This window comes from Pseudoalteromonas sp. NFXS53 (genome assembly GCF_056629255.1).
Map to the genome: position 1 here is coordinate 120508 of NZ_JBWVBR010000003.1, position 23651 is coordinate 144158.

Sequence of the window (23651 nt, forward strand, 5' to 3'; positions counted from 1 at the left end):
GCCGTGAATATTTTTAAATGTGATATTTGATACAAAGCTCCACAAGTCATTAGCTTTGATCAATATGCTTTAATCTTCAATACGCCTTTCGTCATATCTTATAGTGAATTGTTTTGTGCTTTGGGGTTTCTTGGGTAGTAGTTTGTAGGCTGGCTCTGGCATAAATCAAATTCACGGGTATTTTTATAAGGTAGTTTCATAAACCCTGCTACCCCAAAGTTATCTATACATAAGGCATACTGCATGATTTCTTCTAAAAGCGCTTTAAATTGCGCTTCTTTAGACGCATCCAACAAGCGGTAATAATGGTGGATCTTTAAACGGTTTTCAACCGATTCAAAAATAATACATCCTGTGTGGTGAATTTTGTTCAACTCAAAAACACATTGAATAATACTTTTTGGCAACTGCAATTGCTCGTCAGGATCTTTACCATCTTCGAAATAACTATGTGGACGGGTTATTTCTTTACTACTGGTATCAACAACCGAGTAATGTAACTGAGGTAATACATCGAAAATAAACGCACCCGTACTGTCCCTTTCTAACTGAATTGTTTGCCGTGCATCAAATAAGCAACATTTGAACAAACCTTTTTGAGTAATGCCTTGCGCAAGCATGACCGTTGCATTAACAGAATCAGTAAATGCTTGATGTAAAGTTTCATCGTGCAAAATTAGACTTGATTCAATATGTAGGTTTTCTTCTCGCCAATGAAAACTTAAGCCACCAACCACCGGGAATTTTGCAAGGCGACTTATCGACGCTAAGAAAGCTTTTTCGGTATCTCCAGTATCAAACAAAAACTCTTTATAGTATCTATCTAGTTGTGCATCGTTAACATCAAGCAATTGTTGATTATGATCTGCTCTTCGTAGAAACTCTTTACGAGAACTGTACACTACAGTGTCTGGTTCAAATTCAAATTCATTGACCCAAAATGGAATGTTCGCTTTGACTGTTTTGTTATCTAGTTCTGGCAAATAAACTTTAGCCATACTTGGCATATTGCGGATAAAGTAGTCTCCTGCTGCATCTCTTAATTTTTTGTCCTTTGACAGCATATTGTCTATGACTGTCGCAAATTCCTTTGGTAGCCCTAAGCTTGCAGCGGGGATGACACTGACACCAAAGCGGCATGATTGTGCACTAGCCAATGCATAGAGTGTTGACGCAACACCTTGTTCATCGAATCGAGGCGATGACTGCATACCTGACATTTGTTCATCACCAATAAAATACACATCACCCATGCGGGCATTTGTACTCGATAAATCTGCTGACATTAAGTCCATGATGTTGCTGGCTACGACTTCTCCATATTCATCAATTTGCGCATAGACAGAGCTCCCCCAATCAACCAGAGAAAACTCATCTGTATCAACATCCCATACAATGTTAGAGGGTTTGATGTCACCGTGGACAATAGGTTGTGGGCTTAAGCCATTTTTATGACGACGCAGATCTAATAACACATTTCTGAGTTTTAACGCTAAGCTCATAATGTCTTGAACAGATAAACGACCACGTTTAAGAGAGATTTTTTCTAAATCTTCCCCCTTGGCTCGCGCCATCATCAAAATGCCTTGTTTTTTTACCCGTTCAAAAGCAAAAAATTTAGGCACCATGGGATTATTGATTTGCGACAACATATAAGCTTCGTCTTCAAGCCTATCTCTGATACTTTGAGCAAGGGTAATTCGAGAGAATTTAAACACCCACTCCTGCCCGTCTTCACCAATACCTGCGAATACAAATCCAAAAGCACCTGAGCCAATTTCTTCAACATTGCTATAACCCAGTAACTGCAATTGTTTTTTACATATATTTAGCCACTGCCTATGCTTTTTTGCGTCATGGTGAGAGAGCAGATAAATAGATTGCTGTTCGTTGATATAGAAATTATTGATTGATTTGGCAGTCATAATTATTATTTTGATCAAAAAAGGCCGATAAATCGGCCTTTTATATTGAAGATTAAGCTTGTTCTATTTTAGCCCAAGAATCTCTTAAACCTACCGTTTGGTTGAATACAAGACCTTCTTCTTTATTGTCGCGGCAATAATAACCTAAACGCTCAAATTGGAAGCCTTGTTCAACGGCTGCTTGAGCTAAAGACGGCTCAAGTTTAGCTGACTTAATCACAGTGAGTGAGTCAGGGTTAAGCGTTTCAACAAACGACTCAGCTGCAGCTGGGTTTGGTACATTGAACAATCTGTCATACTGACGTACTTCAGCTTCAACACAGTGTGTAGCCGACACCCAGTGAATAACACCTTTTACTTTACGGCCATCAGCTGGGTTTTTACCAAGTGTATCAGGGTCGTAACTACAGAAGATAGTTGTGATATTACCCTCAGCATCTTCTTCAATACGTTCAGCTTTGATTACATAAGCATTGCGTAAACGTACTTCTTTGCCAAGTACTAAACGCTTGAACTTCTTATTTGCTTCAACGCGGAAATCTTCGCGCTCAATGAATAACTCTTTCGTAAATGGTAATTCACGGGTGCCCATAGACTCTTCAGAAGGATGGTTAGGCGCAACTAATTGCTCAACTTTACCTTCTTCGAAGTTTTCTATCACAATACGTACAGGATCGATAACTGCCATCGCACGCGGTGCGTTATTGTTTAAGTCATCACGAATACAGGCTTCTAACATGCCCATTTCAACCATGTTATCTTGCTTGGTGATACCGATACGCTTACAGAACTCACGAATTGAAGAAGGTGTGTAACCACGACGACGCAGACCTGCAATAGTAGGCATGCGCGGATCATCCCAACCATCAACATGACTCTCAACAACTAAATCATTTAGCTTACGCTTTGACATAACCGTGTATTCAAGATTTAAGCGAGAAAATTCGATCTGTTGTGGGTGACACTCTAAAGAGATGTTATCTAAAACCCAGTCATAAAGACGGCGGTTATCTTGGAACTCTAGTGTACATAGAGAGTGTGTAATGCCTTCTAACGCATCAGAAATACAATGAGTGAAGTCATACATTGGGTAAATGCACCACTTGTCACCAGTTTGGTGGTGATGTACAAAGCGGATACGGTAGATGATAGGATCACGTAGTACCATGAATGAGCTAGCCATATCGATCTTAGCTCTAAGAACACACTCGCCTTCTTTGAACTCACCTTTACGCATTTTTTCGAATAACGCTAGGTTTTCTTCAACTGATGTGTCTCTGTACGGGCTATTTTTACCTGGCTCAGTTAATGTGCCGCGATATTCACGTGCTTCATCAGGCGATAAGAAACATACATACGCCAAACCTTTTTCAATAAGTTCCACTGCGTAACCATGAAGCTTGTCGAAGTAGTTAGATGAATAGCAAATCTCACCATCCCAGTTAAAACCTAACCAAGATACATCTTCTTGTATCGACTTAACGTAGTTGATGTCTTCTTTTTCTGGGTTTGTGTCATCAAAACGTAAGTTACATAAACCTTGGTAATCTTGAGCAATACCGAAGTTTAAACAAATAGATTTCGCATGGCCAATATGTAGAAAACCATTTGGCTCAGGTGGAAAACGTGTATGCGTAGATTGATGCTTGCCACTTGCTAAATCAGCATCAATGATATTTCGAATAAAGTTAGTTGGGCGATTTTCTGTTTCCGCCATAGATATGCATTCCTCTGAATCAAGCATTCTTATACAAGCCGCATTATTACAAAAACAATTAAGAACTAACAGATGTTAGAGCTTATTATTTGTATAAACTCGGCTACATTTATGTTTCCGTTCAAAATTGTGACAAATGTCGCAAATATTGTCCTAACGCAATAAATCTTTCATGAAAACTCGTTAATGTTCGCCACAGATTGATTACCAAGGATTAAAGACAATGGCATCTAGCAGTTCTAACCGAGTTTATATTCCAACAAACGCAAGAAATAACCAGTACATTTTAGCTGAATTCAAACCTAGCGATGAGTTTGTATCGAGCTTTGACAACATTGATAGTTGTTATGAGCGCATTGCTCGAAAGTTATTTTTAGCCTGTGAAGAAAATGGCTTGTACAACGTTCATATGATTGCCAACGATAAGTTGCCTATTACACGTTTTCATGAAGAGTCATATTGCCTACAAACAGAAAAGCAAATGTTGTTTTTCTACAACCCTAAATACCATGAAGCACATAAGTCATATTGGCAACAAGGTGTAAGAGCAAAGAAAGTGCGCCTTCTTTTTTTAGCAACAGGTGACGAGCTTAGAGCAAACGCTGCTAATTTTCACAATAAAGTGCAAAAGACACTACATGATTTAAAAGTGAACTTGGGCGTTGAGGATACTTTTAAGATAAGAGACCATCAGCACTTAACTTACGACTTATTTGCTCGTGTTAAAGGGCATAAAGAAACATATGGTTATAAACTACGAAGCTTATACCCGCGTTATGAAGCTAGAAAATGTGAAATTCCAGCCGAACACACTGAAATGACCTATGTTACTTTTAACATTCCAGTGACACGTGCTTTAAAAACACAATTTCAACATTTGCTCGAAGACGAATATTACACACAATTTTATTCATTTATTGAAGATAAGTTTTTCAGTGCTTGTGGTTATAAGCAGATCAGCCAAGCCGCGTTCATTGCAGATGGACGATTACCACTAGTTAGAAATAGTAAAATTGATAAGTCTGCACAAAACAGTGAACTGCAAAAGTTAAGCTTTGATATTTGCTCTGAAGAAACACAATACAAAGCGCATTGGGATAAAAACCAATTGGTAGATACGTTACATTTTGTTGTGGTTGCCAAAGCCAGTGATAATAAAGATGTCGGATATGGTAAGTTTATGAATAATGTCGAGTCGATGATCAGGGGCCTTTCCCAGACATTAGAGTTGTCACCTCAAAGACAAGCACTGAATGTACGCTTTTTCCAGCATATTAGCTATAACGCTTAACAAAGTATATGGTTAAGGTGTTGTGTGGTTTAAACCAAAACAACACCTTTAATTTTGGCTAACAGTGTATTTGCTTACTATTTTGTCAATTCTGCCTGATTGTTGAAGTTCAGTAATCGCGCTATTCAATAGTGGTAATAAGTGAATTTTTGACTTGTTTAACCTTATTTTAAGCTCTCCTTTGGTATGTAGTTGATCAAGGCGAATTGAGACATTCAATTTGTTTGCCCAGTATTTCGCGGGTAAATCACCAATTAGTATGCGCTCCACCCTATTCTTATGCAATGCTAGAACAAGCTCTTTCTCAGAAGCAAAGTCGATACGTGTAAAAGTATTATCATCGAAATAATAATACCCCAGTATAGTACCCACCTCTTCTTTATAAACCATTGGCGCAAGTTGAGTGCCATCGATACTTGCGTAATACTCTTTAATACCAAACAACTTGTGTGAAAATACAAACTGCTCCCCTGCATCACCGCCTGGAAACCAAACAGGTGAAACCACATCAAAGTCAAGTAGGCCATTCTCCATTGCATAGATGGTCCGCTTTGGCGGAAACCGTAACTCAATACCATGTATGTTTGCTTTATCTAAAATAAGTGGAATTAATTCACCTAAAATACCGGGCTTGTCTTTATCTGGTATGTAGTAAGGATACCAAGACTCAGAAGCTGCAAGGTTATATCTTAATGACTCTTTAGCATAAGCCTGAACAGAGCTTAGCAAGCAAATGAATAATACATTGAGTAATAATACAACTCTCAAGCACTCACCTTCTTATTGCTCTTGTTTTAATTTGAAAAAACTTAATCGGTTACTGACTTCTTTTGTTGACCCTTCAAGCTTCGACATATCTTGAGACATCTGATCAAGCATTGAGGTATTTTGCTGAGTAGACCTATCAAGGTTACTAACCGCAGAATTTACTTCACTGATACTAGTACTTTGCTGTCTAGTCGCATCATTCAAATTATGCATCATGGTATTTACTTCAGAAATATTCTCTAAAATGTTTTCTAGACGCTGATGTGAGTCTTGTGAGCTATTAAAACTTACTTCAACTTTATCAATATTCTCAGAAACTAACTCTTTTATTTTCTTAGCTGCTTCAGCAGAGCGCTGTGCAAGCTCTCTCACTTCACTTGCCACCACAGAAAAACCTTTACCCTGCTCTCCTGCTCTTGCAGCCTCAACGGAAGCATTAAGGGCAAGCAGGTTTGTTTGAAACGCAATTTCATCAATCATAACCGTTATTTGCGCAATCTCTCGGCTTGAATCACGCATACTTTGTGTTACATCTACAGAGCCTTTCATTACCTCCATCGCATCTTCAGCAATTTGTTTCGAATCTTGCATTTGTTTTGTAACAACCAGGCTTTGATCTGCTGTTTCATTTACGCTTGATGCCATTTGTTCCATAGAGGCGGCAATTTGCTCAAGGGCGACTGCTTGTTCAGTGCTTCGTTTCGAAATATCCACTGCAAATTGTTTTTGGTCGGTACATAATGCAAGTGTATGATTTGCTGATTTATTTACATCGGTAAAAATACTTTTAAGCTCACTAGATGATGCATTAATGGCAGAGCATATTTTATTAAAGTCTCCAGGAAAGTTATTATTTATTTGATGGTATAAAGCGCCTTGCTGTTGTAATTCTGACGATGTTTGAATTTCTTCCATCGCACTATTTAATAAGTGGAGCATCTCATTCATATCAGCTTTTAAAGTGGCGTATTGTCCATGCATATCACCTTGAATTTGTCTATCAAACTGACCAGATTTAATGCTTTCGACAACACCTGCTAATTCATTTAATACTTCCTCAATCCTCTCACTTGAAAGATTCATCGCGCGCTGCAGTTTTTCTAAATGACCTGAATATTCTCCAACAACACGAGAGCTTAAAACACCTTCACTTTGATGCACCGACACTTGAACTATATTAAGAATGGCATTTTCTAAATTTTCTAATGATGAATTTACATTTTTCTGAAGTGAAGCCAATCGGCCTGAATACTCATTTGTTATTCGAGATGAATATTCTCCCACTTGTAAGTGACCAAATAGGCCTTCAATATCGGAAACAAATAGTTCTAAGTTCTCTGATGATTCGTTAAATGTATTTTTAAGTTGTAACAAGCGACCACTGTAATTACCTTCAAGTCGCTTATTAAATTCACCATTTTTTTGAGACACTAGCGAGTCTGAAATTTCATTCATTGCATTTTCAAGCGATGACATGCTTGCATTAAATGACACTTTTAACTCATTCAAAGTACCTTTTTGTTCAGATAGAATTCGACCTGAAAAATTACCGTTTTGTAGCTGCTCCATACTTTTAGCGATTTCTTTAATGGCACTATCTATGGTTTCAATTGAGCTATCTACCTTTGCTCTTAGTGGGCCTTTGACACTTGGAGACATTCTTACAGTAAAATCGCCTTCTGCAAGTCCATTCATAACTTCATCAAGCCCATTCATAGTAAACTCAAGCGTATTACTACTATTATTTACCCCCTCTTTTAATGACGACATATCTCCTTTACATGGGTAAGTTACTCTATGACTGAAATCACCATTTGAAACTCGGCTCATAACAGACTGAATTTCATTATTTACTGCATTTAACTCTTGTAAAAAGCTATTAAATGACCGTGTAGCTTGCCCAACCTCATCGTTGAGATCTGAGCTAATAGATTTGGAAAAATCAAAGTCTTGATTTACTCGATTAATAAAACCACTGAGGTTTTGTAAGCCATCATTTAAACTTTTTGCGACTCTCGATGCAAAACTAACAATTAAGGAAATGATAAACAAACAACTTACTAAAGAAATAATTAGAAATGACATTGCTTTTGTTTTGGTAGATTGTGCATGTTGACTGATTAATTTCGATTTTTTATCAGCAATGACTTTTATTGATTTTATTCTACTTGTTGCATCAGCAAACCAGTTTGAATTATCACGCCCTGAAAAAACTAAATTGCCGCTACGAAGTTGTTCTGAGATAAATGTACGGTACGGCAGTATTTGTTCATCAAGGTTGTTTAGCTCAGAAAATTCTGACTGAAATAATTTAGGATCAAGTAGCTGCTTAATGAAATCTACTTGTTGTAGTTGAACATTTTGAAAAAGTGATAAATTGGCAAGCTGAGGAAGTGAAATATTTCCACGATTAAAAACGCCATTTAAAAGGCCACGCTCTTGCCCCGCACGCTCTTTCATCCAAAGAATGGCTATTAAGCTCTTCATGCTTTTGGTCGCATGTGGGTCGTCTGTATAATTTGCAAAAGTACTTGCTGCATCAAGCGCAAACTTATTAGCTTTAGAATAAAATCCAAAAGCGCCTGATTGTTTGTCTAATTCATCTACTTTTGCTCTAACTATTTCTAATGCTTTAAAATGCTCAACAAGATTATTAATAATGAGCTGCGTGGATCTGGGAAAATCATCAAGCTGAGCTTCTGAAAGTTTGAAAAGTTGGTTTTTAGCAATATCCGCTTTTTTTCTTTGTGCAAGTAACTTTTCTTTTCCTTTGCCGCCACTTGCTAAAAAGCCTGCTGTAAGACCACGTTCTACAGCAAAGTTGTGTGCAGTATTGTCTAATATACTCACTGCATTGACGTAAGCTTCTAATCTAGAGGCTTCTTTATAATTTATAAATTGAGAAACAACCAAATAAATAAAGCTAATTAAAACGAAAAATGTTGGGATAACACTCAGTAAACTAATTTTAGTTTTAATTTTTAAGTTATTAATCAAGCCATCAAACATGACCAAAGATCCATTGCGCGAAGATTAGTACTTAAAAGATAGTAAACAGCTGAGAAAATTGGAAAAAATTTGAAGAAAAAAAAGGCCTTGCATGGTGCAAAGCCTTGGAAAAATCAATATTAAAGTCGAATACCGCCATCAACTTCGACGACACGACCTGTGAAAAAGTCATTTTCAATGATGTATTTTGCTGTATGGGCAATTTCTTCTGCTTCGCCTAAACGACCGACAGGTTTCATCTTAACCAAACGCTCTTTCGCTTCAGGTTTCATCGCATCCGTCATTTTAGTACGAATAACACCCGGTGCAATTGCACCAACACGAATACCAAAACGGCCAAGCTCTTTCGCCCATGTCGTTGTCATGGCAACTACACCTGCTTTAGCAGCTGCGTAGTTGGTTTGACCCATATTACCCGCACGTGCAACGCTCGACATATTAACAATGACACCACCTTCACCACTTTCAACCATTTTTGCAGCCGCCTCTCGGCCACATAAGAAAACACCAGTGAGGTTAACGTCAATCACAGATTGGAATTGTGACAATTCCATCTTAGCAGTGACTACGCCATCTTTTGCTTTTAAAAGCAGACCATCGCGAAGAATGCCGGCGTTATTAATAAGTACATGCACGGCACCGAAATCACTGACGATGTTGTTGAAAACCGTTTCAACGTCAGCCTCAACACTCACGTTAGCCACATAGGTTTCAACTTTAACATCAAGCTTTACCAATTCTGCTTTTGCTTCAGCTAATACATCATCTTGCATATCGATTAAAGCAAGGTTAGCGCCTAGTTCAGCCATTTGCGTCGCCATCGCAAAACCTAAGCCTTGCGCGCCACCGGTAATGACAACCGTTTTATTTTTAATGTCCATAATGCAGTCTATTTTTCACTATAAAGTTTAAAGATTGCGCTAAAGTCTTCGGCACCTTTACCCTGATTTTGCATCAAGTTGTACAGGTTTTTCGCCAATGCGCCCATAGGTGTTGCCGAGTTAGTTTGTTGCGCAGCTTGCTGAGCTAAACCTAAATCTTTGGCCATTAAGTCCACCATAAAGCCCGGCTTATAGCCATTTGAACTCGGAACATTCTCAAGTACATCTGGACAAGGGTTATAAAGCTCTAACGTCCAGTTACGACCTGAGCTGTTAAGCATAATCTCACTCAGTACTTTTGGATCTAGACCATGGTCTATACCCATCTGTAGCGCTTCACTGGTCCCTGCCATAAGTATACTTAACAGCATATTGTTACAGATCTTCGCTACTTGCCCTGCACCAATCTCACCTGCATGATAAATATTTTTACCCATGTTAGGCAGTATCGTATTTGCCAATTCAAAACACGCCGTTGAACCACCCACAATAAAGGTTAGCGTGCCAGCAGCTGCACCTGCAACACCACCAGAGACCGGCGCATCTACAAATTTAATACCCGCTTCGCCAAGTGCTTTACCAACGAATTTTGCTGATTCAGCATCAATTGTTGAACAATCAATAACTAAAGTGCTTTCGTTTAAATGATTTACTAAGCCATTTTCGCCAGTATAAATCGCTTTAACATGCTTGCCCGCAGGTAGCATGCTGACAACAAAATCAGCGTTATCGCAAACATCTTCTACCGCGTTTACGGCAGTTGCACCGGCTTCTACAAGGGTTGCGATTGCGTCTGGGCTTAAATCAAAAACGCGTACTTCGTGACCCGCTTTAACTAAGTTGATGGCCATTGGGCCACCCATATTTCCTAAACCAATAAATCCAATTTTTGCCATTGTTACATTCCTTACAAACCTTGAAGTGGATGCTCTGACCAACGCGCTTTGAAAAAAGCGTTAATCGCGTCATCTGTCACACTTTGTGTATTTTCAAACTGCCAGTTCGGTGCGCCATCTTTATCGATTAATAAAGCTCGCACACCTTCTTGGAATTCACCAAATTCACCTGCAGTCACTGACATACCAAGCTCTAATCTAAAGCAATTTGCTAAGCTTAAACCTTTTGCGCGCTTTAGCTGTTCGCTGACAAGCTTTGCACTTAATGGTGAGCCATGTTGAAGTGATTTTTGCGCACGAGATAACCATTTGTTATCCGTTGCATCAAGAGACAAAATGGCATCAATTTGCGACTCTAAGCTATCTTTAGATTCAAGCTCTGCTAATACACATTGTAGTGGTTCAATTTCGCTCGCAGGCTCGTTACTGGATTGGTTTTGCAGTGAATGCAACACCTCAGACAACAAGCCATGATTATACTCAGCGCTGTTTTTCCAATCTGTACCTAGTAAACTTGCTAACACCTCACCGTAAAGCTCGGCATTGACAAAATGATCTGCCAGACCAACAAATTGTGCATCTTTGGCATTGATTGACGCGCCTGTAAGGCCTAAGAATAAACCTACACCTGCTGGCATCTTATTTAAGAAATAGCTGCCACCAACATCTGGGTATAAACCAATAGTGATCTCAGGCATAGCAATACGGGCTGTTTCTGTCACAACACGGTGACTAGCGCCTGCCATTAAACCTAAGCCACCACCCATGATGATGCCGTTACCCCAAAGTAAGATTGGCTTTTCATAAGTATGGATTTGATAATCAAGTGTATATTCTTCGCTGAAGAAGGTTTCGATGTGATTATTGCCATCATTCGCAGCCATTGCTTTGTATAAGCTAACTACATCGCCACCAGCGCAAAACGCTTTTTCACCATGACCTTTTAACACCACCAAGGCGATGGCATCGTCATTTGCCCATTCAGTTAGCTGAGGCGCAAGCAAACGGATCATATCTAAGTTGAGTGCATTCAGTGCTTTTGGCACGTTTAAGGTGGCAAACGCCACCTTTTTGCCATTATCACAGTCTGCCAACTCAAATACGACTGGCGCATCTGCTTGGTTTAATAACTGTAATTTTGCCATTAGCCGTTCACCCAATTAGCTTTACGCTTTTCTAAAAACGCATTCACGCCTTCTTTTTGGTCTTGAGTATCAAACAAGGTCACAAATAGTTCACGCTCTAGAGGAAGTGCACTGTTGATTGTGCCTGTACGACCTTTTTGAATAAGTGCTTTACAAGCCGTCACCGCAACTGGACTTTGATCAGCTACTTTCTCTGCTAAAGCAAGCGCCGCATTGAATGCCTCGCCTGTTTCTACGACTTCTTCCACTAGACCAATTTGTTGTGCTTTGTCAGCTTTTAGACGCTCGCCACATAAAATCATGCGCTTTGCCCAACCCTCACCAACAAGCCACGATAGGTTTTGCGTACCACCAGCACAAGGCAGTAAACCAACTTTAGCTTCTGGTAACGCCATTTGCGCTTGGCTTTCAGCAATACGAATATCACAAGCCAATGCCACTTCAAGGCCGCCCCCCATTGCAAAACCATTGATTGCGGCAATCGAAACACCTCTGAAATCGCTCAAGGTTTCGAACGCTTCACCGAATACACGAGACATGTCAGCAGCAACGCCTTTGTCGCCGTCTGCAAAAACGTTTAAGTCGGCACCCGCTGAGAAGAATTTCTCACCCTCACCTGTGATCACTAAAGCGTAAATTTCTTTATCTTGATTTAACTCGATTACAAGATTCTTTAAACCGACCAAGGTATCGCGTGTCCATGTATTCGCAGGCGGGTTGCTCATTGTTACTACCGCGATGTTACCCTGCTTTTCTAATTTAAGTTGTGCAGTCATTTTGGTTTCCTTATTACAATACGCTTGGTGCGCCTTCAGCTAAAATACGACGACCGATGATCACGCGCATGATCTCATTGGTGCCTTCAAGAATTTGGTGAACGCGTACATCACGAACATGACGCTCTAGCGGATATTCTTTGATATAACCGTAACCACCATGAATTTGTAATGCGTCGTCACATACTTTAAAACCAACATCAGTGGCAAATCGTTTTGCCATTGCACAGTAAGTGGTTTTTTCGCTGTCGTTGGTGTCTAGTTTAAATGCCGCTAGGCGAACCATTTGACGCGCAGCAACAAGCTCAGTATTCATGTCAGCAATCTTGAACTGTAGCGCTTGGAATGCCGCAAGCGGTTTACCGAACTGCTCGCGCTCAGTCATATATTGCTTAGCTGTATTTAGTGCTTGCTGAGCAGTACCAATTGAACAAGTCGCGATGTTAATACGGCCACCATCTAGACCTTGCATCGCAAACTTGAAGCCTTCACCCTCTGAGCCCATTAGGTTTGCAGCAGGAATACGCACGTTTTCAAGGGTGACAAGACGTGTAGGCTGTGCATTCCAACCCATTTTTTCTTCGGCTTTACCGTATGAAACACCTTCAGCATCTGCTGGTACAACAAACGCAGAAATACCTTTCGGACCCGCTTCACCAGTACGTGCCATTACCACAAGTACGTCTGTTTCACCGGCACCTGAGATAAACATTTTCGAGCCATTTAATACGTAGCTGTCGCCATCTTTATCAGCTTTGGTTTTAAGTGACGCGGCATCAGAGCCAGAGCCTGGCTCAGTTAAGCAGTATGATGCTAACAACTCACCCATCACTAATTGATCAATGTATTGCTCTTTAACGGCATCAGTACCAAAGCTTGCGATCATCCAAGTTGCCATGTTGTGGATTGTTAGCATGGCGGTTGTTGCTGTACAGCCCATAGCAAGCTGTTCAAAAATAATGCTTGAATCTAAACGTGATAAACCAAGGCCACCTGCCTCTTCTGGCGTGTATAAACCACAAAAGCCAAGTTCACCGGCTTTTTTAATCACGTCTTTAGGGAAAATATGTTCGCGGTCCCACAGCGCAGCGTTTGGCGCTAGTTCACTCATTGCGAATTGATATGCTGTTTCGGCAAATGCCTGTTGATCTTCATTTAGATTAAAGTCCATAAAAGACCTCTTGTTGTCAAAGGTGAGCCGATCATGTCGGCTCACATTGTTATTATAAAAATAGAATAGAAAGGATTAACGTAAGTTGATGCTCATATTCGGGCCAGTCACGACCTCATCATCAAACCAACGCGAAGTAACCGTTTTCGTTTCTGTGTAGAAACGCACACCTTGCTTACCGTAGGTGTGTTGGTCACCGTAGAAAGAGTTTTTCCAACCAGTGAATGAAAAGAAAGGCAGTGGCACAGGGATTGGAATATTAATACCCACTTGACCTACTTCAATTTGCTGTTGGAATTTACGCGCTGCAGCACCACTTGCTGTGAATAAAGACGTACCGTTACCATATGGGTTACGGTTAATTAACTCGATTGCTTCGTCTAGCGTATCGACGAATACACAGCTTAAAACTGGACCAAAGATTTCTTCTTTGTAGATTTCCATCTCTTCTGTAACATCAGTAAATAGAGTTGGACCTACCCAGTTACCTGCTTCATAGCCTTCAACCGTATAGTCTGAACCATCAACTAAACAGGTAGCGCCTTGATCTTTACCACTTTGAATGAGTGAAAGAATACGTTGTTTTGCTTGTGGTGTTGTTTGCGGGCCATAAGCCGCTTCAGGGTCGTCCCAAAGACCTGGACGTACACCTTCAAAGCCTTTTTTAATGTCTTCTACCCATTCTTTCGATGAGCCAACAAATACTGCCACCGAAATACCCATACAACGTTGGCCACCAGCACCCACTGACGCACCAACAAGGTTATTTACTGTTTGCGCTTTTGACGCATCTGGCATGATCACCATGTGGTTTTTAGCACCAACGCAGGCTTGTACACGTTTTTTGTGCTGTGTGCCCTTGCTGTAAATGTAATGACCCACATTACAAGAGCCAACAAAAGACACTGCTTTGATTTCTGGTGCTTCTAGAATTTGGTCAACTTGGTTTTTTGTACCGTGTACAACTTGCAGTACGCCTTTTGGTGCACCCGCTTCTTCGAATAGTTCAACTAAACGCATTGGCGTCAGTGGATCTTGCTCTGAAGGCTTAAGTACAAAAGTGTTACCGCATACAATCGCCATTGGGAACATCCAAAGTGGGATCATAGCCGGGAAGTTAAATGGGGTAATACCTGCACACACACCTAGAGGCTGCGTGTAAGAATACGTATCGATGTTACGGGCAACGTTTTCAACGGTTTCGCCCATCATCATTGCAGGGGCATTTGCAGCTTGCTCAACCACTTCAATACCACGCCATACATCGCCTTTTGCGTCCTCGAACGTCTTACCTAATTCATGACAGATAATGGTCGCGATTTCTTCTTGGTGCTCTTTTAAAAGCGCCGCGTACTTCATCATGATACGAGCACGCTCTGGTACTGGCACGTTGCGCCAAGTCTTAAATGCTTCTTGTGCAGAATCAATCGCTGCTTTTACTTCTTGCTCTGTCGCACAAGGTACTTTTGCAAGTACTTCTTGGTTTGCTGGATTAACAACATCAATCCATTGTTCTGATGATGATTGAGTGAATTCGCCGTTGATGTATAAAGGTACTTGGTGCATTTGCACTCCTCCCCTGGTAAATAGAAAAAAGGCACCGCTGTTATATTATTTATACGGTGCCTACAACTTGGTGTGATTAAACTTCGACTGCCAGTGCAACCGCTTCACCACCACCGATACACAGTGATGCAACACCTTTAGAAAGGCCGCGATTACGTAGAGCATGAATTAGAGTAACTAGGATACGCGCACCACTTGCACCGATTGGGTGGCCAAGGGCACATGCACCACCATTAACGTTAACTTTGCTTTGCTCAAGACCTAACTCTTTAATTGCTAGCATAGTCACCATGGCAAATGCTTCGTTGATTTCCCATAAATCTACGTCAGCTTTATCCCAACCCGCTTTTTCAAGTAGCGTGTTCATTGCGCCAACTGGTGCAACCGTGAATTCTGCTGGCGCTTGTGAGTGAGTCGCGTGAGCAACTACTTTACAAAGCGGTGTTAAACCTTGCTTCTTCGCTTCTGATTCGCTCATCAGAATCAGTGCCGCTGCACCATCTGAGATTGAAGAAGAGTTGGCAGCGGTAATTGTACCGTCTTTTTTGAATGCTGGACGAAGACCTGGAATTTTATCAGGTCGCGCGTTACCTGGCTGCTCGTCGATGGCGACTTCAACGTCACCTTTACGTGTTTTTAAGACATGAGGAACTACTTCGTTATTGAAGCTGCCGCTTTCAATCGCTTCATTTGCTTTGCTTAGAGAGCTAAGCGCAAACTCATCCATTTCTTCACGGGTGATGCCATAATCATCCGCAGTTGCTTGTGCAAAACAACCCATCGCTTTATTGTCGTAAGCATCTTCAAGACCATCAGCCATCATGTGATCTTTAATCTCACCATGACCCATACGCATACCGCCACGCGCTTTTGGAATGAAATACGGAGAGTTAGTCATGCTTTCCATACCACCTGCAATTGCAGATGAAATGCTGCCAGCTTTAATTAGGTCGTGAGCAAGCATGGCTGCTTTTAAACCTGAGCCACATACCTTGTTAATCGTTGTTGCACCGGTTGAACGTGCTAGACCTGCATGCAGCATAGCTTGACGTGCTGGTGCTTGACCAAGACCTGCCGGTAATACACAACCCATGATCACTTCATCAATTGATGCGTCCGTAAGCCCTGTTTCGCTCATAACGCTTTTGATTGCAGTTGCGCCAAGCTCTGTTGCGCTTGCGCCTGAAAGTGCACCCATAAAGCCACCCATAGGGGTACGTTTTGCTGCTACGATTACAACTGCTTCGTTACTCATGTTAAACTCCTGTTCACAAGCTTCTTGCTTGTTTGTTTCAAAATGATGATTTGAGCATACCTAATATTTACGTTTACGCCAACGTAAATCTAAAATCAAGTTAATTGCGTTGACTTAAACTGTAAACTTAAGTTGCACGTTTTCCTTGCCAATACTGCTAGAAACTGCGAAAAGGCGGTTTGTTTAGTTAGAACTGCATTAAATATTCACACTTTTTATTAACACTCAATAATACATTCCCCAAAACGCAACTTTACCTTTACGTAAACTTCACTTATATTGGTCTAATCTGTTTTGAAGTAAGTGTTAAACAATTATGCAAGATAACCTTAACGAACCAACCTTCTCTATTAGCGAATTGGCTAAGGAATTTGACATTACCACCCGTTCTATTCGTTTTTATGAAGATCAGGGATTAATTTCGCCAGAGCGAAATGGTCAAACCCGCATTTATTCAAAACGAGACAAAGTACGTCTAAAACTTATCTTACGTGGCAAGCGTTTAGGCTTCACTCTGGCTGAAACAGGCAGGTTGTTTGAACTTTACGATGCCGATAAATCAAGTGCGAAACAGCTCACCACTATGTTGGCGCTAATAGAAGAAAAGAAAGCTGATTTAAGTCAACAAATGGATGACATTAAAGTGGTTCTGATGGAACTCGTTACCGCAGAGCGTCGTTGTCGCGACACCCTTAAAGAGCTTGATGAGCACGAAGACTAATTAAATTTATAATAACTCTCACACAGGATAACCAAGATGAGCACTGTATCTTTATATAAAGAATTAAACTTTGGATTAGGTGAAACAGCTGACATGATCCGTGATCATGTAAATAGCTTTGCAAGTGCTGAAATTGCACCACTTGCTGAGAAAACTGATTTAGACAATGCATTCCCAAATCAACTTTGGCCACAATTCGGGGAGATGGGCTTATTAGGTATTACCGTACCTGAAGAGTTTGGTGGTGCAAATATGGGCTACCTAGAGCACGTTATTGCGATTGAAGAAATCAGCCGTGCAAGTGCCTCTATCGGTTTAAGCTATGGCGCTCACTCTAACCTGTGTGTGAACCAAATTAACCGCAACGGTAACGACGCGCAAAAACAAAAGTATCTACCTAAGCTAATTAGCGGCGAACACATTGGCGCACTTGCTATGAGTGAACCAAATGCGGGTTCTGATGTTGTTTCTATGAAGCTAAAAGCTGAAAAGAAAGGCGATAAGTACATTCTGAACGGCAATAAAATGTGGATCACTAACGGTCCTGATGCAGATGTCTTAGTGGTTTATGCAAAGACGGATTTAGAAGCCGGTTCTAAAGGGATCACTGCCTTCATCATTGAGAAGAACTTCCCAGGTTTTTCTACCGCACAAAAGCTAGATAAACTAGGTATGCGCGGCTCAAACACCTGTGAACTGGTTTTTGAAGACTGTGAAGTACCAGAAGAAAACATTCTAGGCACCCTAAACGAAGGTGTTAAAGTGCTAATGAGTGGTCTTGATTATGAGCGTGTTGTGCTTGCAGGTGGCCCACTGGGTATCATGCAAGCGTGTATGGACATTGTTGTGCCTTATATTCACGAGCGTAAACAGTTCAACAAATCAATCGGTGAGTTCCAATTAATTCAAGGCAAGGTTGCTGACATGTACACGCAAATGAATGCCGCGCGTTCATACGTATACACGGTAGCAAAAGCTTGTGACCGTGGTGAAACAACCCGTAAAGATGCTGCAGGTGCCATTTTATATGCTGCGGAGCTGGCAACAAAGCTTGCACTAGATGCGATTCAAATCTTAGGTGGTAATGGTTACATCAACGAATACGCAACGGGCCGTTTATTACGTGATGCCAAACTCTATGAGATTGGTGCGGGTACGTCTGAGATTCGTCGTATGCTAATTGGTCGTGAACTATTCACTGAAAGCCGTTAAGGACACACCATGACTGTTTTAAACTCATCTATTAATGTGCATGACAGTCAGTTTAAAGCAAACAGTGAAGCTATGGCTTCACTGGTTGCAGATTTAAACGACAAAGTTGCTCAACTTGCACAAGGCGGTGGTGAAGCACTTATCGCTCGTCATGAAAGTCGCGGAAAAATGTTTGTTCGTGACCGTATCAATACCCTTCTCGATGAAGGCTCTCCTTTTCTAGAAATCTCTCAATTTGCTGCGTTCGGCGTATACGAGCAAGATATTCCTTGTGCAGGCGTGGTTGCTGGTATCGGTCGAGTTCAAGGCGTTGAATGTATGATTGTCGGTAACGATGCTACTGTAAAAGGCGGCACTTACTTCCCGCTTACTGTTAAAAAACATTTACGCGCGCAAGAAATCGCAGAGCGTTGCCATCTACCTTGTATTTACTTAGTTGATTCGGGCGGCGCAAACTTACCTGAACAAGACGAAGTATTCCCTGACAAATTGCATTTCGGCCGTATTTTCTATAACCAAGCACGTATGTCTGCTAAAGGCATTCCGCAAATTGCTGTGGTAATGGGTTTATGTACCGCAGGTGGTGCATATGTCCCAGCAATGGCAGATGAAAGTATCATCGTAAAAGAGCAAGGTACGATTTTCTTAGCTGGCCCGCCATTGGTAAAAGCCGCAACCGGTGAAGAAGTTTCTGCTGAAGATTTAGGCGGTGCAGATGTGCACTGTAAAACATCTGGTGTTGCCGATCACTATGCAGAAAACGACGAACATGCCCTATCGATTGCCCGTCAATGTGTTGCCCGTTTGAACCACCAGCGCCCTACTGCGCCCATCCTAAAAGACATTAAACCACCACGTTACGATATTCGCGAAGTATATGGCATTGTCGGTACTGATCTGAAAAAACCATTTGATGTACGTGAAGTCATTGCGCGTATTGTGGACGATTCGCAATTTGACGAATTCAAACGCTACTTTGGTGAAACGCTAGTAACAGGTTTTGCTGAAATCTACGGCCATCCTGTAGGGATTATTGCCAACAACGGTATCTTATTCTCCGAGTCGGCACAAAAAGGCGCACACTTTATTCAATTATGTGCTCAGCGTGACATTCCTTTGCTGTTTTTACAAAACATCACGGGCTTCATGGTGGGTCAAAAATACGAAGCTGAAGGTATCGCTAAACACGGTGCCAAAATGGTAACCGCTGTATCTTGTGCTGACGTGCCTAAGTTTACGGTATTAATTGGCGGCTCATACGGCGCGGGTAACTATGGTATGTGTGGTCGAGCTTACGAGCCTACCATGATGTGGATGTGGCCAAACGCGCGTATTTCAGTTATGGGTGGCGAACAAGCAGCTGGAGTGCTTACGCAAGTACGTCAAGACGGCCTTGCACGTAAAGGTTTAAGCATGACTGACGAAGAAGTTGCTGAGTTCAAAAAACCAATTGTTGCGCAATATGAAGAGCAAGGTCACCCTTATTATGCAAGCGCCCGTTTATGGGACGACGGCATTATTGACCCAGCAGATACTCGTACTGTTTTAGGTCTTGCAATAGAAGCTGCTGCTAACGCGCCTAAGCAAGAATCTAAATTTGGCATTTTCAGAATATAAGGAGCGCACTATGTCGGTCACTTTAAATATAACAAAAACAAAAGTGGCGATTTTAGAACTAAGTCGCCCTGAAAAACATAACGCCTTTGACTCACACGTGATCAACGAGTTGATCCAATGTATTGAGCATGCCAATGGTCTTGATATCCGCGCTTTGATTTTAAAAACCGAAGGTAAACACTTCTCTGCAGGTGCCGACCTAGGTTGGATGAAATCAATGGCCGGAAATAATTACGATGAAAACGTTGCAGATTCTGAGCAACTTGCAAAGTTAATGCATGTGCTGGCTACCAGCCCTCACCCAACTCTGTGTTTAGTGCAAGGTGCTGCATTTGGTGGTGCACTGGGTTTAATCGCCTGTTGTGACATCGCAGTTGCGACTAGCAAGGCTAAATTCTGTTTAAGTGAAGTTAAGCTTGGTCTTATTCCTGCGGTTATTAGCCCTTATGTCATTAAAGCCATCGGTGAGCGCCAAGCGCGTCGTTACTTCTTAACAGCCGAAGTGTTTATGGCTGACAAAGCGCTAGATATGGGCTTAATTCATGACATTAATGATGATCTGGCTGCTGCACAAGACCAGTTTGTTGAACTATTACTTAACAACGGTCCTGCCGCTGTTAAATCAGCAAAGTCATTAATTAATGAAGTGGCTAATCAAGACATCAACGCAGAGTTAATCCTTCATACGGCAAAACGTATTGCTGAAATCAGAGTAAGCGAAGAAGGCCAAGAAGGCTTATCTGCATTTTTCGACAAACGTGCGCCTAATTGGCAAACCGCAGCAAAGCAATAAGGTCATTACAATGTTAAAGAAAATTCTAATTGCGAACCGTGGTGAAATTGCCTGCCGCGTTATGAAAACAGCTAAGCGCTTAGGTTTGCGCACTGTTGCCGTTTATTCAGATGCAGATGCCAATGCCCTGCATGTTAAACAGGCTGATGAAGCCTACCATATTGGCCCTGCACCGAGTAAAGATTCTTACCTAGTTGCTGATAGAGTGCTAGACGTAGCAAAACTAGCTGGCGCTGATTGCATTCACCCGGGCTACGGCTTTTTGTCTGAAAACGATATTTTTGCACAAAAGTGTGAAGATTCAGGTATAGCTTTCTTAGGGCCACTTGCAAGCTCTATTGAAGCTATGGGTTCAAAAACCCGTGCTAAAGAAATCATGGCTGAAGCCAATGTGCCGCTTGTGCCCGGTTACTATGGTCAAAACCAAGATGTCGACTTTTTAACGGCAGAAGCTGAAAAAATTGGTTATCCAGTGCTAATCAAAGCTGCATTTGGTGGCGGTGGTAAAGGCATGCGTGTTGTACGTGAAGCTTCAGAGTTTGTAAGCGCGTTAGAAGGTGCAAAACGTGAAGCACTTGCTGGATTTGGTAATGACCTAGTATTACTTGAGCGCTACGTTGATACACCGCGTCACGTTGAAGTACAAGTCTTTGCAGACACCCACGGTAACTGTGTTTATTTAGGCGACCGCGATTGCTCTTTACAACGCCGTCACCAAAAAGTCATTGAAGAAGCCCCTGCCCCGGGTTTATCAGACAATCTTCGTCGAGAGATGGGTGAAGCAGCGGTACGTTGTGCTCAAGCGATTAATTATCGTGGTGCAGGTACGGTAGAGTTTTTACTATGTGGCGACGAATTCTTCTTTATGGAAATGAATACCCGCCTGCAAGTAGAACACCCAGTTACAGAAATGGTCACTGGCCTTGACCTTGTAGAATGGCAAATTCGTGTCGCAAGTGGTGAAGTACTTCCTCTTAAACAAGATCAAGTGACTTTATCGGGTCATAGTTTTGAAGCGCGTATTTACGCCGAAGATCCGACTGAAAACTTTATGCCATACTCTGGCACACTAACACACTTATCTTTCCCTGCTGAAAACCAAGGCGTACGTGTTGATACGGGTGTGCAGTCAGGCGCTGAGATCAGCCCATTCTACGACCCTATGATTGCTAAGTTAATTGTGCATGGCGCAGATCGTAAAACTGCATTGTTAAAGCTTCACCATGCATTAGAAGAAGTGCATTTATCGGGTGTAAAATCGAACATTGCTTTCTTACATCATCTATCAGGTCATGATACTTTTGTCGCAGGCGCACCAGATACCCACTTTATAGATACACAAACTGATGTATTAACTGTTGAGCATGCCCCTGAAGAAATGATCTCTGTGATTGCAGCAGCAGCTTACTTAGCAAATAAACAAAACCAAGCGAATTTTGCTGCGGCTAAATCACCTTGGCAAAGTGCATTAGGCTTTAAGCTAAACCAAGCTGCATCTGTAGTTGTACCGTTTGACGGCTTAAACATTAAAGCACTTGTTCAAGACAATGGCTTTAAATTAACGGTGGATGGTAACGAACACACAGTTTCAGCAACTCTTAACGGTGAGTCACTTACTATCAACCTTGATGGTCGTATCTACAAAGCAAGTGCATTGGTCAATGACGAGCAAGTGACGGTCATGTTCAGCGCCTTTGTGCGTACCTTTGATTTACGCTCTAAACACTATATTAGTCAGCATGAACATGAAGAAGCGCCATTAGCAGCGCCACTAAACGGTACGGTTGTTAAACACCTTGTTGAAGTGGGTGCAGAAGTCGCAAAAGGTGATGCAGTGGTAGTTATAGAAGCCATGAAAATGGAATATACGCTTAACGCCCCATTTGCAGGCACACTAACCAGCTATTGTTTTGCTGAAGGCGAGTTAGTAAGTCACGGTGCCCTACTTGCCATCGTTGAAGCTGCGGAGGCATAACATGGCTTATCCAACTCAGGTCAAAATCGTTGAAGTGGGTGCCCGTGATGGCTTACAAAATGAAAGCAAAGTCACCACTGAGCAAAAGATAGCCCTGTTAAATGGGCTATCTGAAGCTGGTGTTATTCATCTTGAGGCAGGTGCCTTTGTATCGCCTAAGTGGGTGCCGCAAATGGCGGACTCGGCTGAAGTTATAAAAGGTTTATCTGTTAACCAAAACGCGCAGCTTTCAGCGCTCACGCCAAACTTAAAAGGCGCAGAAGCCGCCCTTGAATGCGGCATTAAAGAGTTCGCTATTTTTACTGCGGCCAGCGAAGCGTTTACTCAAAAGAACATTAATTGCTCTATTGAAGAAAGTATTGAGCGCTTTAAACCTGTAGTAGAGCTAGCTCAGCAACATAACGTTAAAGTTCGCGGCTATGTCAGTTGTGTGGTTGGCTGCCCTTATCAAGGCGATGTGCAACCCGAAGCCGTGCTTGATGTGTGTAAACAATTGTTGGCTCTTGGCTGTTATGAAATAAGCCTAGGCGACACCATTGGCGTTGGTACACCAGGTAAAGTGAAAAAACTACTTGATTTGCTTACTAAAGAACTGCCTTTAGACAAGCTGGCTGCACACTTTCACGATACCTACGGCCAAGCTATCGCTAATATTCACACGGCACTAGAAATGGGCATTAGTACCATAGACAGTGCTGTTGCTGGCCTGGGTGGTTGCCCTTATGCACAAGGTGCGTCAGGAAATGTTGCCACTGAAGATGTCATTTACTTACTTGAAGGACTTGGCATAAGTACCCAAATTGATTTAGAAAGACTTGCCAAAGCAGGTTGGGCTATCTGTGATGCCTTAAATAAGCCCCCTGCCAGCAAAGTTTCTTTAGCATTACGTGCGAAGTGCGAACAATAAAAATGATAGTGGCGTGAGCATAATGC

18 protein-coding genes are annotated in these 23651 nt (G+C 41.7%); 7 read left to right on the forward strand and 11 right to left on the reverse strand.

The features are described from left to right. Positions 1-98 precede the first annotated feature (98 nt). Positions 99-1925, reverse strand: coding sequence for a protein kinase domain-containing protein (locus AC1HJP_RS05250; protein WP_480360787.1), 1827 nt, complete (start codon positions 1923-1925; stop codon positions 99-101). Between the two features lie 52 nt (positions 1926-1977). Beyond that, on the reverse strand, positions 1978-3642 hold the full coding sequence (glnS, locus tag AC1HJP_RS05255) for a glutamine--tRNA ligase (protein ID WP_480360789.1): 1665 nt from the start codon (positions 3640-3642) through the stop codon (positions 1978-1980). A 223-nt stretch (positions 3643-3865) separates the two neighbouring features. Here glnS and AC1HJP_RS05260 point away from each other — a divergent pair, with 223 nt between their 5' ends. Continuing rightward, positions 3866-4933: a DUF3083 family protein gene (locus tag AC1HJP_RS05260; RefSeq protein ID WP_480360791.1), complete on the forward strand. Its 1068-nt coding sequence runs from the start codon at positions 3866-3868 to the stop codon at positions 4931-4933. 48 nt (positions 4934-4981) lie between these two features. Here the strand turns inward: AC1HJP_RS05260 and AC1HJP_RS05265 are convergent, their stop codons facing one another. The 9 genes from AC1HJP_RS05265 to AC1HJP_RS05305 all read right to left on the reverse strand — a co-directional run bounded on the left by AC1HJP_RS05265 (position 4982) and on the right by AC1HJP_RS05305 (position 16400). Further along, the gene (locus tag AC1HJP_RS05265) at positions 4982-5701 is read right to left on the reverse strand and encodes an ABC transporter substrate-binding protein (RefSeq protein ID WP_480360793.1); all 720 of its coding nucleotides are present in this window, start codon (positions 5699-5701) and stop codon (positions 4982-4984) included. Positions 5702-5713: 12 nt separating this feature from the next. Further along, the gene (locus AC1HJP_RS05270; RefSeq protein WP_480360795.1) at positions 5714-8710 is read right to left on the reverse strand and encodes a methyl-accepting chemotaxis protein; all 2997 of its coding nucleotides are present in this window, start codon (positions 8708-8710) and stop codon (positions 5714-5716) included. Between the two features lie 119 nt (positions 8711-8829). Further along, positions 8830-9591, reverse strand: coding sequence for an SDR family oxidoreductase (locus AC1HJP_RS05275; RefSeq protein WP_480360798.1), 762 nt, complete (start codon positions 9589-9591; stop codon positions 8830-8832). An 8-nt stretch (positions 9592-9599) separates the two neighbouring features. Then, on the reverse strand, positions 9600-10487 hold the full coding sequence (gene mmsB / locus AC1HJP_RS05280; protein ID WP_480360800.1) for a 3-hydroxyisobutyrate dehydrogenase: 888 nt from the start codon (positions 10485-10487) through the stop codon (positions 9600-9602). An 11-nt stretch (positions 10488-10498) separates the two neighbouring features. Beyond that, the gene (locus tag AC1HJP_RS05285; protein ID WP_480360802.1) at positions 10499-11632 is read right to left on the reverse strand and encodes an enoyl-CoA hydratase/isomerase family protein; all 1134 of its coding nucleotides are present in this window, start codon (positions 11630-11632) and stop codon (positions 10499-10501) included. Beyond that, positions 11632-12408 (reverse strand): enoyl-CoA hydratase, encoded by a 777-nt coding sequence (locus AC1HJP_RS05290; RefSeq protein ID WP_480360804.1) that lies wholly within the window; start codon positions 12406-12408, stop codon positions 11632-11634. Before AC1HJP_RS05290 ends, AC1HJP_RS05285 begins: the two co-directional genes overlap by 1 nt. Before the next feature lie 13 nt (positions 12409-12421). Beyond that, entirely contained in the window at positions 12422-13579 is a 1158-nt protein-coding gene (locus AC1HJP_RS05295; protein ID WP_480360806.1) for an acyl-CoA dehydrogenase family protein, read from the reverse strand. 75 nt (positions 13580-13654) lie between these two features. Further along, positions 13655-15145, reverse strand: a complete 1491-nt coding sequence (locus tag AC1HJP_RS05300; RefSeq protein WP_480360808.1) for a CoA-acylating methylmalonate-semialdehyde dehydrogenase — start codon at positions 15143-15145, stop codon at positions 13655-13657. Positions 15146-15221: 76 nt separating this feature from the next. Beyond that, on the reverse strand, positions 15222-16400 hold the full coding sequence (locus AC1HJP_RS05305; RefSeq protein ID WP_480360810.1) for a thiolase family protein: 1179 nt from the start codon (positions 16398-16400) through the stop codon (positions 15222-15224). 316 nt (positions 16401-16716) lie between these two features. Here AC1HJP_RS05305 and AC1HJP_RS05310 point away from each other — a divergent pair, with 316 nt between their 5' ends. The 6 genes from AC1HJP_RS05310 to AC1HJP_RS05335 are packed head-to-tail and all read left to right on the forward strand — an operon-like array spanning position 16717 to position 23625. Next, complete coding sequence (locus AC1HJP_RS05310; protein ID WP_058029868.1) at positions 16717-17121, forward strand: MerR family transcriptional regulator; 405 nt, start codon at positions 16717-16719, stop codon at positions 17119-17121. 36 nt (positions 17122-17157) lie between these two features. Beyond that, on the forward strand, positions 17158-18333 hold the full coding sequence (locus AC1HJP_RS05315) for an isovaleryl-CoA dehydrogenase (RefSeq protein WP_058029869.1): 1176 nt from the start codon (positions 17158-17160) through the stop codon (positions 18331-18333). Between the two features lie 9 nt (positions 18334-18342). Beyond that, positions 18343-19950 carry a carboxyl transferase domain-containing protein gene (locus tag AC1HJP_RS05320; RefSeq protein ID WP_480360813.1) on the forward strand — a complete coding sequence of 536 codons (1608 nt, stop codon included), beginning with the start codon at positions 18343-18345 and terminating at the stop codon, positions 19948-19950. 10 nt (positions 19951-19960) lie between these two features. Then, positions 19961-20743 (forward strand): enoyl-CoA hydratase-related protein, encoded by a 783-nt coding sequence (locus tag AC1HJP_RS05325; protein ID WP_480360815.1) that lies wholly within the window; start codon positions 19961-19963, stop codon positions 20741-20743. Between the two features lie 10 nt (positions 20744-20753). Further along, positions 20754-22718: an acetyl/propionyl/methylcrotonyl-CoA carboxylase subunit alpha gene (locus tag AC1HJP_RS05330; RefSeq protein WP_480360817.1), complete on the forward strand. Its 1965-nt coding sequence runs from the start codon at positions 20754-20756 to the stop codon at positions 22716-22718. Between the two features lies 1 nt (position 22719). Next, the gene (locus AC1HJP_RS05335) at positions 22720-23625 is read left to right on the forward strand and encodes a hydroxymethylglutaryl-CoA lyase (protein ID WP_480360819.1); all 906 of its coding nucleotides are present in this window, start codon (positions 22720-22722) and stop codon (positions 23623-23625) included. Positions 23626-23651 lie beyond the last annotated feature (26 nt).

Bases quoted from the DNA above. Each gene is read 5' to 3' on its own strand.
- AC1HJP_RS05260 (WP_480360791.1), top strand. From the start codon at position 3,866: ATGGCATCTAGCAGTTCTAACCGAGTTTATATTCCAACAAACGCAAGA.
- AC1HJP_RS05320 (WP_480360813.1), top strand. From the start codon at position 18,343: ATGACTGTTTTAAACTCATCTATTAATGTGCATGACAGTCAGTTTAAA.
- AC1HJP_RS05310 (WP_058029868.1), top strand. From the start codon at position 16,717: ATGCAAGATAACCTTAACGAACCAACCTTCTCTATTAGCGAATTGGCT.
- mmsB (WP_480360800.1), bottom strand. From the start codon at position 10,487: ATGGCAAAAATTGGATTTATTGGTTTAGGAAATATGGGTGGCCCAATG.
- AC1HJP_RS05330 (WP_480360817.1), top strand. From the start codon at position 20,754: ATGTTAAAGAAAATTCTAATTGCGAACCGTGGTGAAATTGCCTGCCGC.
- AC1HJP_RS05250 (WP_480360787.1), bottom strand. From the start codon at position 1,925: ATGACTGCCAAATCAATCAATAATTTCTATATCAACGAACAGCAATCT.
- AC1HJP_RS05290 (WP_480360804.1), bottom strand. From the start codon at position 12,408: ATGACTGCACAACTTAAATTAGAAAAGCAGGGTAACATCGCGGTAGTA.
- AC1HJP_RS05285 (WP_480360802.1), bottom strand. From the start codon at position 11,632: ATGGCAAAATTACAGTTATTAAACCAAGCAGATGCGCCAGTCGTATTT.
- glnS (WP_480360789.1), bottom strand. From the start codon at position 3,642: ATGGCGGAAACAGAAAATCGCCCAACTAACTTTATTCGAAATATCATT.
- AC1HJP_RS05275 (WP_480360798.1), bottom strand. From the start codon at position 9,591: ATGGACATTAAAAATAAAACGGTTGTCATTACCGGTGGCGCGCAAGGC.
- AC1HJP_RS05335 (WP_480360819.1), top strand. From the start codon at position 22,720: ATGGCTTATCCAACTCAGGTCAAAATCGTTGAAGTGGGTGCCCGTGAT.
- AC1HJP_RS05300 (WP_480360808.1), bottom strand. From the start codon at position 15,145: ATGCACCAAGTACCTTTATACATCAACGGCGAATTCACTCAATCATCA.
- AC1HJP_RS05315 (WP_058029869.1), top strand. From the start codon at position 17,158: ATGAGCACTGTATCTTTATATAAAGAATTAAACTTTGGATTAGGTGAA.
- AC1HJP_RS05305 (WP_480360810.1), bottom strand. From the start codon at position 16,400: ATGAGTAACGAAGCAGTTGTAATCGTAGCAGCAAAACGTACCCCTATG.
- AC1HJP_RS05325 (WP_480360815.1), top strand. From the start codon at position 19,961: ATGTCGGTCACTTTAAATATAACAAAAACAAAAGTGGCGATTTTAGAA.
- AC1HJP_RS05295 (WP_480360806.1), bottom strand. From the start codon at position 13,579: ATGGACTTTAATCTAAATGAAGATCAACAGGCATTTGCCGAAACAGCA.
- AC1HJP_RS05270 (WP_480360795.1), bottom strand. From the start codon at position 8,710: ATGTTTGATGGCTTGATTAATAACTTAAAAATTAAAACTAAAATTAGT.